Annotated in this window: 14 protein-coding genes and 1 pseudogene; 8 read left to right on the forward strand and 7 right to left on the reverse strand. The window is 69.0% G+C overall.

The window, feature by feature from the left end; genetic code table 11:
* Nucleotides 1–266: 266 nt before the first annotated feature.
* A complete protein-coding gene (locus ABZ948_RS13825) occupies nt 267–899 on the reverse strand; it encodes an HAD-IA family hydrolase (RefSeq protein WP_359759158.1) in 633 nt (210 codons plus the stop codon).
* 87 nt (nt 900–986) lie between these two features.
* Between ABZ948_RS13825 and ABZ948_RS13830 the strand changes: the two genes are divergently transcribed.
* Nucleotides 987–1,637, forward strand: a complete 651-nt coding sequence (locus ABZ948_RS13830; RefSeq protein ID WP_359759160.1) for a hypothetical protein — start codon at nt 987–989, stop codon at nt 1,635–1,637.
* A 453-nt stretch (nt 1,638–2,090) separates the two neighbouring features.
* Here ABZ948_RS13830 and ABZ948_RS13835 read toward each other — a convergent pair whose 3' ends face one another.
* Nucleotides 2,091–2,687 carry a DUF6817 domain-containing protein gene (locus ABZ948_RS13835; protein ID WP_359759162.1) on the reverse strand — a complete coding sequence of 199 codons (597 nt, stop codon included), beginning with the start codon at nt 2,685–2,687 and terminating at the stop codon, nt 2,091–2,093.
* 176 nt (nt 2,688–2,863) lie between these two features.
* Between ABZ948_RS13835 and ABZ948_RS13840 the strand changes: the two genes are divergently transcribed.
* Nucleotides 2,864–3,808: a LysR family transcriptional regulator gene (locus tag ABZ948_RS13840; protein ID WP_359759164.1), complete on the forward strand. Its 945-nt coding sequence runs from the start codon at nt 2,864–2,866 to the stop codon at nt 3,806–3,808.
* A 559-nt stretch (nt 3,809–4,367) separates the two neighbouring features.
* On the opposite strand, the gene ABZ948_RS13845 is transcribed toward ABZ948_RS13840, so the two are convergent.
* Together ABZ948_RS13845 and ABZ948_RS13850 are read right to left on the reverse strand one after the other, a co-directional pair.
* Nucleotides 4,368–5,048 carry a serine/threonine-protein kinase gene (locus ABZ948_RS13845; protein ID WP_359759166.1) on the reverse strand — a complete coding sequence of 227 codons (681 nt, stop codon included), beginning with the start codon at nt 5,046–5,048 and terminating at the stop codon, nt 4,368–4,370.
* Between the two features lie 368 nt (nt 5,049–5,416).
* Nucleotides 5,417–6,574 (reverse strand): FAD-dependent monooxygenase, encoded by a 1,158-nt coding sequence (locus ABZ948_RS13850; RefSeq protein WP_359759168.1) that lies wholly within the window; start codon nt 6,572–6,574, stop codon nt 5,417–5,419.
* Between the two features lie 97 nt (nt 6,575–6,671).
* Here ABZ948_RS13850 and ABZ948_RS13855 point away from each other — a divergent pair, with 97 nt between their 5' ends.
* The gene (locus ABZ948_RS13855; protein WP_359759170.1) at nt 6,672–7,229 is read left to right on the forward strand and encodes a TetR/AcrR family transcriptional regulator; all 558 of its coding nucleotides are present in this window, start codon (nt 6,672–6,674) and stop codon (nt 7,227–7,229) included.
* A gap of 118 nt (nt 7,230–7,347) precedes the next feature.
* Nucleotides 7,348–8,268 carry an aminoglycoside phosphotransferase family protein gene (locus ABZ948_RS13860; RefSeq protein WP_359759172.1) on the forward strand — a complete coding sequence of 307 codons (921 nt, stop codon included), beginning with the start codon at nt 7,348–7,350 and terminating at the stop codon, nt 8,266–8,268.
* Nucleotides 8,269–8,354: 86 nt separating this feature from the next.
* Here the strand turns inward: ABZ948_RS13860 and ABZ948_RS13865 are convergent, their stop codons facing one another.
* On the reverse strand, nt 8,355–9,617 hold the full coding sequence (locus tag ABZ948_RS13865; protein WP_359759174.1) for a TolB family protein: 1,263 nt from the start codon (nt 9,615–9,617) through the stop codon (nt 8,355–8,357).
* Nucleotides 9,618–10,101: 484 nt separating this feature from the next.
* On the opposite strand from ABZ948_RS13865, the gene ABZ948_RS13870 reads away from it, so the two are divergent.
* From ABZ948_RS13870 to ABZ948_RS13880, 3 genes are all read left to right on the forward strand, one after another.
* Entirely contained in the window at nt 10,102–10,974 is an 873-nt protein-coding gene (locus ABZ948_RS13870) for an alpha/beta fold hydrolase (RefSeq protein WP_359759176.1), read from the forward strand.
* Nucleotides 10,975–11,285: 311 nt separating this feature from the next.
* Nucleotides 11,286–11,450 (forward strand): hypothetical protein, encoded by a 165-nt coding sequence (locus ABZ948_RS13875; protein WP_359759178.1) that lies wholly within the window; start codon nt 11,286–11,288, stop codon nt 11,448–11,450.
* Nucleotides 11,451–11,484: 34 nt separating this feature from the next.
* Nucleotides 11,485–11,961 (forward strand): GNAT family N-acetyltransferase, encoded by a 477-nt coding sequence (locus tag ABZ948_RS13880; RefSeq protein ID WP_359759180.1) that lies wholly within the window; start codon nt 11,485–11,487, stop codon nt 11,959–11,961.
* A gap of 916 nt (nt 11,962–12,877) precedes the next feature.
* Here the strand turns inward: ABZ948_RS13880 and ABZ948_RS13885 are convergent.
* Nucleotides 12,878–13,330, reverse strand: coding sequence for an Lrp/AsnC family transcriptional regulator (locus ABZ948_RS13885; protein ID WP_359759182.1), 453 nt, complete (start codon nt 13,328–13,330; stop codon nt 12,878–12,880).
* Between the two features lie 146 nt (nt 13,331–13,476).
* Here ABZ948_RS13885 and ABZ948_RS13890 point away from each other — a divergent pair, with 146 nt between their 5' ends.
* Nucleotides 13,477–14,436, forward strand: coding sequence for a DMT family transporter (locus tag ABZ948_RS13890; RefSeq protein WP_359759184.1), 960 nt, complete (start codon nt 13,477–13,479; stop codon nt 14,434–14,436).
* Nucleotides 14,437–14,874: 438 nt separating this feature from the next.
* Here ABZ948_RS13890 and ABZ948_RS13895 read toward each other — a convergent pair.
* Nucleotides 14,875–15,684: pseudogene (locus tag ABZ948_RS13895) on the reverse strand (SDR family NAD(P)-dependent oxidoreductase).
* Nucleotides 15,685–15,747 lie beyond the last annotated feature (63 nt).

Below are 15,747 nucleotides of genomic sequence, written 5' to 3' on the forward strand. Positions count from 1 at the left end.
CGAGCGCCGGCGTACGGGGGTGGACAAGGCCATCGACACGCCCTGAGGAGCTGCTGCCAGGAGCCGCCGTCGGCAGGGGGCGTGGTGGTCTGCTTCCGGTAGGTCTTGCTCTCCCGGCTGCCGCAGCGACTCGCAACTGTCCGCCCTGCCAGCAGCCGGTCACCATCGTTGCCCTGCCAGCCGCTCCGGAAGCCGCACGGCCAGCCATGCCCACCGAACCAGATGCCCTCACGAGCGTCGGGCCCTCCGGCTGGCCTTGTGCAACCTCAGGCATCGAGCGCGAAGCCCAACACCCTCCGCAGGTCCTCCGGCCCGCGATAGTGCACACCCGTCATCCCCAGTGCGACGGCAGCCTCGATGTTCTCCAGCCGGTCGTCGATGAACAGACACCGCTCCATATCGGTTTCCGCTCGCTCGGCGGCGATTTCATAGATTTCGCGGTCGGGCTTGACCACTCCGACCCGGGCGCTGCTCACGACATGGTCTGCCAGGTCGGACAACCCCAGCGATATGAGGTCACTCTCCAACTCAAGAGTTGCGTTGGTCACCAGGACGACCGGCATGTGTTCCCGCATCCGGCGAAGCATCGTGACCACCACCTCGTCAGCCCAGAAAGGTGCCTCAGCGAGTGCCGTTCCCAGTTCACGGGCTTGAGGCTCCGAGACCTCACCGGTGAGTCCCAGCACGATGGCCTCCACCCACTCCTGCTTGCTGATCTTTCCAAGGAGCAGCGGCAGGTCTGTCTCCGGAGCGTAGGCCACCCTCGTGGTTGTCCCCTCGGCCAGTCCAACTGCCTGTTCCAGAGCCGCCAATCGGGTCAGGTCATAGAAGCGGATCACGTTGTGGAGGTCGCACAGCACCGCGTCGAACGGCCATCCGCAAGCGTTGGTGATCGTCATCACCCGTGCATAGCACAGAGAACTGCAAGCAGCCCACGGGACGTATTTCGTTGGCCCTGACCCAGGACTTGCCTGTACACCCGTCGCATGGGGATATGGACCGACGCCTTCACCGCGCCCGCCAAGCCAGTCCTATTGCCGCGGGAAGACTTCGGACGGCTTGTGGTCGACTTGGCGCGCGAACGGGTGGCTTGCACACCCTGGTCGCTGCTGGCCGGTGAACTGTGCGTCAACGCGAGTTTGAACTGGGGAAGTGTCAGCGGCCAGGCCCGCTGGGACAACCCTGGGGCCGGCACGGTCCTGAGCTCGGAAAAGTATCCCGAAGGGCTGCGAGACGACGACCCGCCGCCGTGGGGGGACTCCCACGAGCGGGCCCGCGTATTGGCCCGGAGCGACGCCATTCTCGACGTAGTGCCCGCCCTGCAAAGGGCGCCGTACGGGGAGGAGGACGTCGCCGTCGTCTTCCATCACCTCGACTTCACCAACCGGGCGATCGCCGACTACTTCCGGTTCGAAGACGCGCGCACGATGCTCGTCGCTTTCGCCCTGGCCCGCCCGCAGAACCGGCCCCTGTCCACGAACGACGGTTGGAATCCCCATGGGCCGCTGCATCCGGTGCGCACATGCCTGGTGCACACCTTCAAACACGCGATGGAGGACGGCCCGCTGCCTCCCCTTGCGTCCGTCGCCGCCCGATACTTCGGCTTGGACCTGGTCGTCGGCGAGACGTGGGGCTGAACGCCTGACATGTGCAGCGCACGCAGCCGGCCATGGGGCCCAGCCAACGCCCACGGCGTGCCCGGGGCACTCCGATCGCGAGTTCCAGGCCGTCATGGCCGCCACCCGCTCCGACGTGGCCGCCGTCCGAGGCCGGACCATGGCGGGTGAGAAGCGTGCGGGTGAGAAGCCACGGGCCGGGCCCAGGTCGACTACCGCGGGCTGACGATGGGCGAGTACCCGGCGGCCTGCCACGCGCGGGCGAAGCAGCTGTTCGTGGTCGCCCCGGACCCGGGAGCGATGGCCGGCGCGGGCGCGGTCCGGACTTCCGGGGCATCCGTACGGAGCGATGCAGAGCATGGACGGGCGGATGGCCTTTGCGGGCCCCCTGGTCCGCCGTTGACTCTCAGTCTTCCGGCGCCCCCGTGGGCTCAGCAGAGCTGTCACAAGGGGCAGACGACGGGGACGCGACCCTCATGATGTGTCGACTTTCCTGCGCCCTGCACGGTCCTGAGGCGGGGGATCCGAGGCGAGTACGACGCGGCAGTCCGACCAAGCTGGTCGGCTCAGCAAGGGACGGAAGCGGGTGAACAGGGCCAGCAGCTCAGCTCCCCACTTCTCACGGAAGGATGGGTCGATGCGGGCGAGGTCGAGTTCGTTGGCGGCCGACAGCTCAGCGAAGTCCCGCCGGTGCTGCGATGCGGGAGTACGGGCACGGCCGGTGAACCGGTCGTGGAACGAGGCGTCCGCATCCGCGAGCCCGGGATAGGTGGCCTTCCGGTCGCACGAGGCGTAGAAGTACACGATGGCTTCGGCCTCGACACCGATCGCCGCTGTGAGTTCGGCGCGGCGCTCAAGGGACAACAACGCCGTGGGAAAGCCGTCGGTGCCGTAGAACGCGTGGCACAGACCCGCAAGCTGGAGGGCGGGGCGGGCGCCCCACACGGCGAGTTGCTCGTGGACGCGCTCGAGGTGCGCCAGGAGCGTACCTCCTGGATGGGCGATCTCGGCGGCTCCGAGCTCACGCAGGAGAGCGATGGCTTGATCGGAAGCGGCAGGGGGAACAGGCACGGGCGGGATCCTTCCGTCGCTCGGGTCGGCACCCGTCCGTGCCTTCGCCTGGGGTCCGGACCGACGAAAGCGCCGGACGGGTTGCCGCCTGGGCCCTGCGCTGATCATCGCGGTCCGGGCACACCCCAGTCAATCCTGTAGTTTTCTCGCAACACCCAAGCTGTAGCTTGGGGTTCATGACTTTGGACGACCTGCGGGTCTTCGTGGCCGTGTGCCGGGCGGGAAGCCTCAGCGCCGTAGCCCGGCAGTTGGACCGCACACAGTCGGCGGTGAGCCAGCATGTGAAGCGGTTGGAACGGGAGACCGGAGTGAGTCTCCTGGAGCGCCGGGCGCGAGGTGTCGTACCCACCCACGCGGGTCGTGTCCTGTGGGACGCTGCCGCCGATGGCATCGCCGGACTGGATCTGGCCCTGCGGCGCCTGGGAGACCTCGTCAACGGTGACAGCGGCTCTGTGCGCGTCACCACGGGGGGAACGACCGTACGGCACTTCATGTCCGAGGCCATCGTCGCCTTCCGGCAGCAGTACCCGAAGGTGAACCTGGAGTTCCAGACAGAGACCTCCAGCCGCAGCTGTTTCGATGCCCTCGCCCCCGACGACCTGGACCTCGCCTGGGTCACCATCGGCAGCCCGGTGCGGGGCATCGAGCAGCGCCCCGTCGTCGACCTGCCCTGGGTGCTGGCCGTCCGCGCCGACGATCCGCTCGCACGCAGGACTCGCATCGACGTGGCCGACCTCGCAGGCATCCGCCTCATCCGGCTGCCACAGAACTCCACCTCAGGTGCCCGCCTCGACGCCGCATTCGCCGAACTGGGGATCCGAAGCAGCTCCGACACCGGCGTCGCCGACTGGGACACCGCCCTCCTGCTGGCCGAACTCGGTCTCGGCCACGCCGTCGTACCTGCCCTGCCAGGCCGTCAGATACCCGGCGACGACGGCCCTCTTCGGCTCGTCCCCATTCCCCGACTTCCCCCTCTCCCCGTGGGTTGGGCGGTGCGCCGCTGGGACGCCCTCACTCCGCTCGCCCAGGTCTTCGCCGACACGGTCGCCAGCCACTGCAAGGAGAAGGCCGCCGATGCACGCGGCTGGTGGCATGCCCGCCCCGCCGACACTCATCAGTAGGCGCGATCCGTGAGAAGCAACGCCTACGCCTGCTGACCAGGACGCACGCGCGCGGGTGGGTTGACTCGGGTAGTCGACGTCTCGACATGGTCGGTGTGCGTCAGCTCAACCCGGCGGCAAGAAGTGCCCCGGAGGGCATCCGGAGTGCCTGTCTGCTCATCCGCCTGCCGCCGTCGGTGACGTCACGCACCTTCGCCCGCGGCTCGTCCTCGCACAAGGAAGGGTCCTGTCTGACCGCCGACGGCCGACGCGGCCGCGTCCTCACCGCCGCTCGTCAGCACCGCGCCGACGGTGACCGATACGGCGAACACGACCGTGCCGCCGATGGGGGCCAGCACTTTCCGAGGCGCGCCGGGGTGCCGGACGGCCGGTGGCCGTGCTTGCGGAAGGGTCTGTGTTCGCGACGGATACGCCGTCGGTGGGGACGTCGAGGGCGGGCCCACCCCGGTGACCAGGTGGGGCGCCGGCAGGTCGGCCGGCTGCTCGGGGTCGGACAGCCAGACCGCGGCCTGCTCGGCGGTGGGACGCTGGGTGGGTCCTTGGCGAGCAGGCGCAGCGCTTAGTCGGCGAACGGGCCGGGGATGTCCGGGCGAAGTCGGCGGGGCTGGGCCGGGGCGGCGTCGACCTGCTGCTGGACCACGACGAGGGAGGTGTCGCCGGTGAACGGCGGGCGTCCGGTGAGCAGTTCGTGCAGCACGCAGCCCAGGGCGTACACATCCGAGGCGGGCTCGGCGGGGCGGCCGAGGGCCCGCTCGGGGGCCAGGTAGGCGGCACTTCCGACGATCTTGCCGGTGGTGGTCAGCTGGCCGGAGGCCTCGTCGGCGAAGCGGGCGATGCCGAAGTCGGTGATTTTCACGGTGCGGTCGGCGGTGAGCATCACGTTGGCCGGCTTGATGTCCCGGTGGATCACGCCTGGGCGGTGCGCTGCAGCCAGGCCGGCCGCCATCTGCGCCGCGATCCGGGCCGCCTCCTGCCAGGGCAAGCTCCCGCGCAGCGACCGATCCTGAGCCAGGGTGCAGCCGTCGACGAGCTCCATGACCAGGTAGAGCTGGTCTTCGTGCGAGCCGAAGTCGTTGACGCCGACCAGGTAGGGGTGGTTGAGGAGGGCGGCGGTCCGGGCCTCCAGGCGGAACCGCTCGGTGTCCGTCGCCGCCGGCTGCCCGGACCCGTCGGTGTGCAGCAGCTTCACCACGACCGGCCGGCCCAACACCAAGTCGGTGGAACGCCGGACTTCGCCCATCGCGCCACGCCCCAGCGTACTGAGCGTCTGCCACGTCGTCTCCTCGCCGGCCTACCCCAGGCGTCGGATGCGACGACGACACTGTCGCCGACCGTATACACCAGGTGCAGCCCGTGACCGCCGACGCGGTGCCCGTCGCTTGTTCACCGTCGGTTCGTCGGTGGGCAGACCGCGTACACGGGGCCAGGGCCCCGGCGCCCGCCCCTCGTGGGCTTCCCTCATGGCCGATGCCCTGCCGAGCAGACGGTCGAGAACGCGTGTCACCTGACAGACCCCCCACGGGCCCGAACGGCTGGAGCGCGCCAGCGGGTCTGGTCCGATCTGGAGTGGGACGGAGCGTACCCAGGCCGATGGCGGTTCTGGTGCCGTCAGCCCAGGCTCGGCGGGGCCCAGTCGGCATGCCGCAGGATGGCCCGGACGGTCATGCCGGAGGGCGCCAGCCAGAGTCCCGTGTTGCGCAAGGCCACGGCCAGCGGGTGGGACACCTGCTGGCCCATCCGGCCGGCCTGGCGCGCGGCCCGGGCCACGGCCTGGCTGCGCGGGCGGCGCTCGGCGTCGTAACGGGTCAGTGCGGATTCGATGGTGGACTCGCTGGTGAGCGCGGCGGCCAGAGCGGCCGCGTCCTCCAGGGCCTGGCAGGCGCCCTGACCGAGGTTCGGGGTCATGGCGTGTGCCGCGTCACCGAGCAGCGCGATCCGGTCCTCCGCGTAGGCGGGCAACGGTGTGGCCAACTCGTGGATGTCGTGGTGCAGGACGGCGTCCGGCCGGGTCGCGTCCAGCAGCGCGGGGATCGGATCGTGCCAGTCGCCGAACCGGCGGCGCATGGCGGCAAGGGCGTCGGCATGCCGTATGCCGGGCGGCGAGTTGAGCACCGCGTGCCACTCCGCCCGACCGTCGGTGAAGGCGATGTGGCCGAACTCGGCCCCTTTTCCCCAGGTCAGTTCGAAGTCGCTGCGCAGCGCCACCGGATGCTCGGTGACGGCACGCAGGACCGTCGATCCGCTGTAGGCGGGGCCGGGATGGCCGGGGAACAACTGGCCGCGCAGCCGGCTGTGCACGCCGTCGGCCGCCACGACCAGGTCCGCGTCCACGACGCCGTCCTCGACCGGCACCCGCACCCGGCCCGGCTCCGAGCGGTCGACCGATGTCACCTCGACCCCGACGAGAAGGCACTCGGCAGGCAGCGCCTCGCGCAGCAGGCGGTGCAGAACAGCCCGGGGGACACCGACGATCGGCGTGCCCAGCTCGCGCTCCAGCACGGCTCCGTCCATCCGGGCCAGCCAGGCGCCGCGGGGAGTGCGGGTGCCCCCGGTGTACTGGGGCCGCGCGGCGGCGCGTACCGCTTCGCCGACACCGAGGACGTCCAGCGCGCGGATGCCGTTGGCATGCAGGGAAATGCCCGCGCCCACGTCGGCCAGGACGCGAGCGCGTTCCACGACCGTCACCTCCCAACCGATCCGGCGCAGGCCGATCGCCGCGGCCAGCCCGCCGATGCCACCCCCGACCACCACCGCACTGCCGCCCATGCCAGCCCCTCTCCGACTGCCTCGCCCGGTTTCTACAGATGTAGAAGAAGGATACCCCTGGCAGCACCCCTGGCCTCTACGGGTGTAGAAAGAAGGGGTGCCCGACGATCGACGTACCGTCCTTGCCGACACGGCCATCACCGTGCTCGCCGATTCCGGAATGCGGGGACTGACCCACCGAGCCGTGGACCGGGCAGCGGGCCTGCCGCCCGGCACCACCTCCGCCTACTACCGCACCCGCCAGGCGCTGCTCACCGCACTGGTCCGGCGCCTGGTCGCCCTCGACCAGGCAGAACTCGAGGAGATCGGGAACCGGACGCCGGTACCGCGGAGCGCCGAGGAACTGGTCGCGGGGATCGCCGCCTTCATCGAGCAGCGGCTCACAGGAGAAGGACGGCGACGCTCTCTCGCGCGCTACGCCTGCGCCATCGAGAGCGTCCATCACCCCGAGCTTCGGGAGATCCTCGAGCCGCGAAAGAACGCCGGACGGCAGGTCGTACAGGCCTTCCTGACCGCGCAAGGCATGGCGGACACCGAAACCCGGACCGTCACGTTGCTGACGTGCGTGGACGGGTTGGTCTTCGACCGCTTGGTGAGCGGTGGAAGTGTGTCCGAAACGGAGATCCGCGGGCTCGTGGCGGCGGCGCTGCGATGACCCGTCCCGCGAAGAGGGAAACGATCTACGACACGGCCGATGGTGCCCGAGGCATCACAGCGAGATGTTCCGGAGAGCGAGCGCCGTTCCGCCGGCCGCCTCAGTACCGTGACTTCGCATGACCGACACCGACACCGACACCGACACCGACACCGAGATCGAGATCACCGCAGAGCTGGTTCGCGACCTGCTGCGGGAGCAACATCCAGACCTTGCAGGGCTGGCCATCCGCGAGGTGGCGGGCGGCTGGGGCAACCAAATGTGGCGGCTCGGGGACGAGTTGGCGGTGCGCATGCAGCGCATGGACCCCACCCCGGAGCTCCAGCTCAAGGAACGGCGGTGGCTGCCGGTGCTGGCTCCGCGTCTGCCGCTCGCCGTGCCGACTCCGGTGCGGTTCGGCGAACCGTCCGAGCGCTTCCCCAAGCACTGGACCGTGATGACGTGGGTTCCCGGCGAGCCGCTGGACCACGGCTCGATCAGCCGTGGCACCCACGCGGCCGACACGCTGGCAAATTTTCTCCGGGCGCTCCATGTGGAGGCGCCCGCCGAGGCGCCGATCGCCACGGACCGCGGTGCCCATCCCAGGGACTGCACGGACGGCTTCGAGAACTTCCTTCGGGCCGTTGCCCCCGACGACGTCGCTGCCGACGTCCGGGCCGTCTGGGACGACGCGGTTGCGGCCCAGGCGTGGGAGGGGCCGCCGGTGTGGGTGCATGGCGACCTCCATCCGGCGAACGTCGTCGTCTCGGACGGAACGCTCTCCGGCGTCGTCGACTTCGGTGCCATGTTCGCGGGCGATCCGGCGTGGGACCTCGCCGCCGCATGGGTGCTGCTGCCCGCGGGCACGACCACACGGTTCTTCGACGCGTACGCGCATGCAGACGAGGCGGCGATCCGGCGTGCCCGCGGGCTGGCCGCGCTGAAGTGCCTCTTCCTGATGCTCATGGGGCAGAACGGAGATCGGGGTCTTCCCGGCGGCAAGCCGCACTGGGGACCTGTAGGCCGAGCGGCACTTGAGCATGTACTGAAGGGCGTTTGATGCGCGCCTCTTTGGAACTGTTCTCGCTCATCGCTGGAGGCGGGCTGCGGTCCTCCCTCCTACTCGGTTTTCGGTGGGGCAAGCACTCAGCGCAGCCGTCGCACGTAGGCGTCCGCCTTCGGGCTGGGCGGGCCCGGTGCCAGGTTGTCGGCCGTGGACGAGAAGGCCACGGTCCGGGCCCGGGCGTCGAGCGGCCGGTCTCCCGTGTCGGCCTGGGCCGGGGTGTCGGCGGCGTCGGTGATGGCCACTCTGGTGCGGCCGTTGCGCAGGTCGCGCAGGTGCCAGGTGCCCGGATCCGACGTACCCGCGAACGCCCGGAAGAGCAGGTACCGGCCGTCGCGGCTGAGCGCCCCGTCGGCGGTCGACAGGGCGGGGTCGGGCGCCTCGACGATGCGCAGGGCGTCGGTGCGCAGGTCGCGGACGAAGACGTTGGAAGCGTCGCCGTTGGTGTTCTTGGGGCCGAGGTCGGTGGAGGTCGAGGTGAAGGAGGCGTAGCGGCCGTTGCCGCTGATGCCGGCCTGGGACGCCCTGCCGTTGCCCCGGGCGCCGTCGGGTGTGGTGTGCAGCGACCGGTGGGTCCCGGTGAGCGGGTCGGCCACCTTGACGTCGGAGGCCGGATTGTCGTACGGCCAGTAGCTGCTGTTCGTGTACACCATGACGCTGCCGTCGTCGCTGAGCAGCGGCCGGGTGGCCCGGTGCAGGGCGAACGGGTGCTTCGTCAGCTCCCCGGTGCGCATGTCGCGTACGCCGATCGAGGCGCCCGGTCGGGGGACCGTCTCGCTCACGGCGAAGGCGACATACCGACCGTCGGCGCTGACGGACGCGTGCAGCGCCCACGTCAGGTAATTGCCGAGGTCGTTGCCGACGTACCGCACTTCCCCGGTCCGCAGGTCGCGCCAGTAGACCGACGGCTTGTCGTGGACTTCTCCCGGAATCAGGTCGGTCGAGGCCGACACGAAGACCACGTACCGTCCGCTCGCGCTGATGGCTCCCTCGGTGCCGCCGAGCCCGGACTGGCCTCCGGCGGCGTTGGTGCTGACACGCTGGGTGCGGCCGGTCCTCAGGTCCCGCAGGAAGACGTCCGGGGCGCCGTTCGTGTCATCGGGGACCAGGTTGGAGGCCGACGACGTGAAGACCGCGTAGCGGCCGTCGGCGCTGAGCGACGGGGCGTCCGACGCGCCGTCGGCGCCCTGGCTGAGGCGGACGGAGTACCGGGCGCCCGGCTTCTTCCCGTGGTGCTCGGCGCCCGCCTTCTTCCCGTCGTGCTCGCGGTGCGGGTCGTGCGGTGCGGCCTGTGCCCCCGTCGGCGCCAGTAACGCCGCCGCGCACACGCAGGCGGTGACAGCCACGGCTGTGGCTCCGAGTCTGTTTCGCATGAATTTGTTTCCCCTTGACTCGTACGGACATGGACGCCGCCCGGGCTCGGCATGCCCCGCGCGCCAGGCATCGGCGGCGGCCGTCAGCGTCGACCGGGCGGTCACACACCGGACGTCGGGGCGGCAGGCGGCGCGTCTTCGATGAAACTCCACCTGCCGCCCCCGAACAATCCGATGAATGCGGTACAACCAGGCGGCAAGATCAGCGGTCCGTACGTTGGGCCTGAGACTGAAGTCGGCCGTTCGGCACAGGGTCGCCGCCCTGGCACCGCCATGTGTCTCTTGCGTCCGCTGATCTTTTCCCCGCGTCGACATCGCGGGTGGCCTCGGAGACAGTCTCGATCCCTTTGAATCTACGGCGCACGTGGGGGCAGGAGGAAGGCTGGGCCGGTTGAGCGCTCGTCGGTGGAGGCCGATCGGCGGCACGGGCGGTGTGAGAGGGCGGGAGGTTCGGGCCTTGTTCGAGGGTTTCGAAGCAAAGCGGGTCGAGGTCGATGGGGGATCGATCTTTGTTCGCCATGGCGGGGAAGGGCCGCCGGTGGTGCTGCTGCACGGCCACCCCCGCACTTCTGCCACCTGGCATCGCGTCGCCCCGCTTCTCGTCCGGCGGGGTTTCACCGTCATCTGTCCCGATCTTCGCGGGTACGGGCGGTCCACAGGTCCGGCACCTACCGCGGATCACGCGGGACACTCCAAGCGGGCCGTCGCCGGCGACGTGGTGGAGGTGGTGCGTTCCCTCGGACATGGCAGGTTCGCGCTGGCCGGCCACGATCGCGGAGGTTATGTCGCGCTGCGTCTCGCCCTCGATCGCCCGGAGGCGGTCTCGCGGGTGGCGCTGATGGACTGTCTGCCTCTTACCGAGCACCTGTCCCGCATCACGACCGAGTTCGCCACACAGTGGTGGCACTGGTTCTTCTTCGCCCAGCCGGACATCCCCGAGCGCGTCATCAACGCCGACCCGGACAGCTGGTACCGAGGCGACCCCGAGGCCATGGGGCAGGACAACTACGACGAGTGGCGTGCGGCCACGCGCAACCCCGACGTGGTGCGGGCCATGCTGGAGGACTACCGGGCGGGCCTCACCATCGACCGCCGGCACGAGGAGGACGACCGCGCCGCCGGGGCACGGATCCGGTGCCCGGCACTGATCCTCTGGTCACTGCGGGACGACCTGGAGGACCTGTACGGGGACCCGGTGGAGATCTGGCGGTCATGGGCTTCGGACGTACGCGGCCACGGCATCGACTCCGGACACCACGTCGCCGAAGAGGCTCCGGAAGCGCTCGCCTCCGCCCTCGCCGAATTCTTCGCCGGCCAGCAACACGCATAAGGCCAGTCGATGCCGGCCCACCGGCTATCCGCAGGCCGGAATCCCCGGTCGTGGCGGTGAGCTGCTGCTGTGTCCGCCCACCCGGGCGAAGCGCATCCGCGCGGAGCACGCCATCGGCTCCATCAAGGGGGAGACGCGCGCACAGCGCGGCGACTGGCGGGAGCTCGACATCCTGTACCGGTCGCTGCTGATCCCGCCGAACGTCCAGGCGGGCCTGTTCCGGGCTCTCGCGAAGATCCCGGGCGCCCGGGTGACGACCGGCGTGAAGGACCCGCCGCCCCGCACAGCGCCCACTCACTGACCTTTCCCCCGTGGAGATCCTGGGACGGCTGCGCTCGGACCGGGCGGTGCACCGCTCGACACCACCCCACGTCAACAACCCCAAGGCCGACCGGCCGTCCAAGCATGGCGGCGTGCCCTACATACGGCCCGCACACCACAGGAAGGGCACCAAGCCCGCCGAACTCAAAAGGTGAGCACCCCGCCCACGCGACTGCCACGATGCACCCCATGGATCTTGAGAATCCCGGCAAGCTTGTGACACGTCGAGCGAAGGCCTCGGACTGGACCGGATTGGTCAGCATCGACTCCATCGCCGCAGGGGGCGACCACGCGCGTGGCGTGAGCATCCGACGCTGGTGCGAACAAGGTCTGGTCCTTCTTGCCCAGGACGCATCCGGCCCCCTGGGCTACAGCGTGCTGGAATACACCTTTTTCGAGCAGGGCTTCGTCACCATGCTGATGGTCGCTCCCACCGCCCGCAGACAAGGCGTGGGCACGCATCTCCTTCAGGCCACCGAAGCCGCGTGCACCACCCCGAAGCTGTTCACCTCGACCAATGTCTCCAACCACCCCATGCAGCGCCTGCTGCAGTTCGTCGGCTGGAGCCCGGTCGGCCTGCTCCACGGCCTGGACGAAGGCGATCCCGAACTCTTCTACCTGTGTCCAAGCACCCGACTACACGGCACAGTCGAGGCCGAAAGTTGAGCGACAAGATTGCCTGCGGGGACCCGTGGTGCCCCTGTCCAGCATGGTACCGAGACGTACGGGTGCGGCGAGGGCTGTATGTGTCGGCCCGTCCGAACATCGGCCGCGGAACCGTTTATTCGCATGCTCGCGCGGGGCAGCGTCCAAGGGCACCGTGGGTGCGCATGACCAAGGAAGCGACAAGAAAGGTGAAAACCGTGCGCAAGAAGCGAGTGCTGACCGGTTTAGCGGCATCCGTGTTCATTGGAGGGGCCGCTGTCCTGGCTTCCGCCGTGCCCGCACAGGCCACTGAAGTCCAATGCCGGAACTACCTTCACCAAAAGGGCTACGAAGTCGGCCCCCGAGTGAAGGAGGCGTGCCGTGTGGCAGAGAGGGTGGATACGGGCTTGTGCCGGGACCTGCTGCTCATAGCCGGAGTCAGCCGCAACCACGCGTCAACGGCCTGTGCTCTCGGAGTCTCTGAATAGTGCAGCCCGCCGCATACTTCCGCCGGTCGCGCGTTGCGACGGCGGAAGCGCTGCGTGGTAGTTCCGGCGGCGGTCAGCGCCTGGTTCTCGACGCACAACCGGCCGAGGTCACCACCTCGAACAACGCAGACCGCCTCCGGCGACTCCAGTGTCACCACAAGTTCGCCCGGCAGCGCCGGGTCCGCGCCGCGTGCGACCCACGACCGTTCGGCGACGAGGACAAACTCGTCGGCGGGCGAGGGGTGCACCCGAACAGCGCACACGGACCGCCACCTTGGACGGGATCACCGCACCGTGCATGGCTCTCGCGATGATGGCTTGTCAGAGGGCGTATACGGTCGCTCCGCTGTCCGACCAGAGCCAGTTCACGGGAGCGTACTGCTTCTTCAGTGCGATGCGCCCACACCCGGTTTGGTGGCCGGTCTGCTGCGGGCGGGATGGCGGCGGTGTCATGCGGGATCGATGATTTTCTTGCGTATGTGGCCGTAGACCACGGATGTCCGGACGTCGGCGAGTTCGGGGCGCTTGGCGAGTTTCTCCAGGACGACTGCGTGGAGATGGTCGGTGTCGCGGACGGCGACGTGGACGAGGAAGTCGTCGTTGCCGGTGAGGACGAAGATCGAGACGACTTCGGGCATGGTCTCCAGGAAGGTCTGGAAGGCTTCGATCACGGCACGTGTCGGCGGGCGGACACGTACGGCGATCACCGCCTGCAGCCCGCGGCCGATCGCGGCGAGATCCGCCTCCGCGTGAAACCCCGTCAGGACGCCGGTCCTGCGCAGTGCTCGCACGCGCTCCAGACACGTGGACGGGGCGATGCCGAGTTCCTCCGCCATGTCCCGGTTGGTGCGCCGACCGTCTTCCTGCAACATCCGCACCAATGCCGAATCTAGTTCGTCCACGCCTGCCTCATCCCGCGAGATTCCGAAGGTAGTTCGGCCTCGTCGCATTACCGTCGATGATGTTGTTAGCCTCCAGCCTAGTTGACTGAAGTTCATTCGGTCACGACGAGGTGATCGGCGCTGGGTGTTGGAGAGGGCGACTCGATATGCGTGAACGTGGCACCACGGTTTGGGCGGTGTGTGCGGTCATGGCGGCCGCACTGTTCTGGAGCAGTTCGTACGCGGTGACCAAGCGGGTACTGCAGGACGTCGGTCCGCTCAGCATCGGCGCCATCAGGTTCACGCTCGCGGCGTTACTCCTGGGGGTGATGGTACGAATGAGTCGGCACCGCCCGGCCCGGCCGGGCCCTCGGCAGCAGCGGCAGCTCTACCTGAGCGGCTTCCTCGGCATCACGGTGTACTTCGTCCTGGAGAACGTCGGTGTCGATTTGTCCACGGCATCCGACGCGTCGCTGATCGTGGCCACATATCCGCTGATGACGATGCTGGTGGAACTGTTCGTCTTCCGCACCCGGATGCCGCTGCCGAGGGTGACGGGCGTGCTGCTGGCTACTGTCGGTGCCTTCCTCGTCGTGCGCAATGGAGCCGAGGTCGGCGGCAGTTCGCGCTGGCTGGGGGATGTCCTGCTGCTGCTCGGCGGGCTGGCCTGGGCCGGCTACAACGTGCTCGGCAAACGCGCGAGCGCCGGCCAGGACGCCATGAGCGTCACCTACTACCAGACCCTGGCGGGCGCGGGGGGCTTCCTGCTCGCCTCCCTGCTGGAGGCCGACGACTGGCGGATGCCGGACGCGACCGCCTCATCGCTGCTGGCCTACCTCGCCGTGGCGTGCTCGGTCGGCGGCTTCTTGCTCTACAACTACGGCCTGCGCAGGATGACGTCGAGCGTCGCTGTCAACATCCTCAATCTGGTCCCGGTCTTCGGTGTCATCGGCGCCGTCGTGATCAACGGCGAGTTGATCAGGCTCGCGCAGGTCACGGGTGGCCTGATCATCATCGTCGGGGTGGCGCTGGGCATGATTGACAGGGGAGGGGAAGTCCCGGGGCAGTCGGAGGCGAGCGGAAGCAAACCTGCAGGGACAGCGACCGCCCGGGCTGCGGCGGAGTGACGGTGTCGTGGTGAGTGATCAGCTGGCAGTCGAGGCCCTGTTTTTTGGGGTCGGCAGAGCCAGTCCCTGTCTGCTGTAGCGGTGCAGCCCGGTCAGCACGTAGATGCCGGGGAAGAGACCCGTGTCGTGGTCACCGTCCCGCAGTCCGACGCCGGTGTCGTCCGCCAACTCGAAGACTTCGTGACCACTGACTACTGAACGCCTGTGGTCCTGAACGGAGAGCCCGCTGAGCTGAGGCGAACCCAACCCTGACCTGACCTGAGCCGGCCTCACCAGGGGCCCGGGGATCAGCGCTTATCCCCGGTGGCGCATTCCGGGCATGTCATGACCGTCAGGGGGGCAGTCGAAGCGGATCACCCGCCCGGTTCCTTCGGCGCTCCTGTGCGCCGGCTGGTTGGCCGGTCGAGACTTCTGGGGCGAGTTCATCCGGCGGCGTTTTCAGTGGCCGATGCCCTGCCCGAATCCGCCGTCCACGGGCAGTTCGATGCCGGTGGTGAAGGTGGCCTCGACGGCGAGGTACAGCGCGGCGGCGGCGATTTCCTCCACGGTGCCTCCTCGGCCCATAGGAGTGGAGGGTGTTGCCTTGTTCGATGAACTCGGCGCGCTGTTCGTCGGTCAGTTCGGCGACGCCCATGGTGGGGATGAGGATGAAGCCGGGGCGATCGCGTTGACACGGATCTTGCGGGGGAGCAGTTCGGCGGCGAGCACCTTGGTGAAGGCGGCGACGGCCTCCTTGGCTGCGGAGTAGGCGCTCAGGCCGGGGAAGATCTGGTCGTTGGAGACGGTGGTGAACACGATCGAGCCGCCCTCGGACAGCAGTGGCGCTAGCCGCTGCACGGTGAAGAAGGCGCTTTTGGCGTTGACGTTGAAGATGCGGTCCCAGGATTCCTCGGTGGCCTCTTCGAGTATCTGGAACTCGGCGATGCCCTGGTTGACGAACAGGTAGTCGATGCCGCCGAGGCGGTCGGCGATCTGATCGCCGAGGGCGGCGATGGCGTTGGTGTCGGTGGCGTCGGAGCGCACCGCGTGGGCCAGCGGGGTGTCGAGCGCGGCCTGGGCCTCGGCGAGTCGCTGGTCGCTGCGTCCGGTGTACAGCACTTCGGCGCCGCGGTCGGTTAAGGCCTGGACGATGGCCCGGCCCATGCCGATGGTGCCGCCGGTGACCACGGTCTTCTTGCCCGCCAGGGACTTCGGATCGATGGTTGGAGACTGCTGGGTGCTGTGCGTCTTCGGTGTTACGAGCAGCATGGGTTGCTGTGACCGCAGTGGCGGGGCAGTGGCTACCGCGAGTTCGACGAATCCGATGTGGTC

This window comes from Streptomyces olindensis (genome assembly GCF_040645895.1).
Lineage (GTDB): Bacteria > Actinomycetota > Actinomycetes > Streptomycetales > Streptomycetaceae > Streptomyces > Streptomyces olindensis.

Coding starts and splice junctions, on each gene's coding strand:
- ABZ948_RS13860 (WP_359759172.1), top strand. CDS start 7,348: ATGACCGACACCGACACCGACACCGACACCGACACCGAGATCGAGATC.
- ABZ948_RS13850 (WP_359759168.1), bottom strand. CDS start 6,574: ATGGGCGGCAGTGCGGTGGTGGTCGGGGGTGGCATCGGCGGGCTGGCC.
- ABZ948_RS13825 (WP_359759158.1), bottom strand. CDS start 899: ATGACGATCACCAACGCTTGCGGATGGCCGTTCGACGCGGTGCTGTGC.
- ABZ948_RS13840 (WP_359759164.1), top strand. CDS start 2,864: ATGACTTTGGACGACCTGCGGGTCTTCGTGGCCGTGTGCCGGGCGGGA.
- ABZ948_RS13890 (WP_359759184.1), top strand. CDS start 13,477: ATGCGTGAACGTGGCACCACGGTTTGGGCGGTGTGTGCGGTCATGGCG.
- ABZ948_RS13830 (WP_359759160.1), top strand. CDS start 987: ATGGGGATATGGACCGACGCCTTCACCGCGCCCGCCAAGCCAGTCCTA.
- ABZ948_RS13845 (WP_359759166.1), bottom strand. CDS start 5,048: ATGGGCGAAGTCCGGCGTTCCACCGACTTGGTGTTGGGCCGGCCGGTC.
- ABZ948_RS13880 (WP_359759180.1), top strand. CDS start 11,485: ATGGATCTTGAGAATCCCGGCAAGCTTGTGACACGTCGAGCGAAGGCC.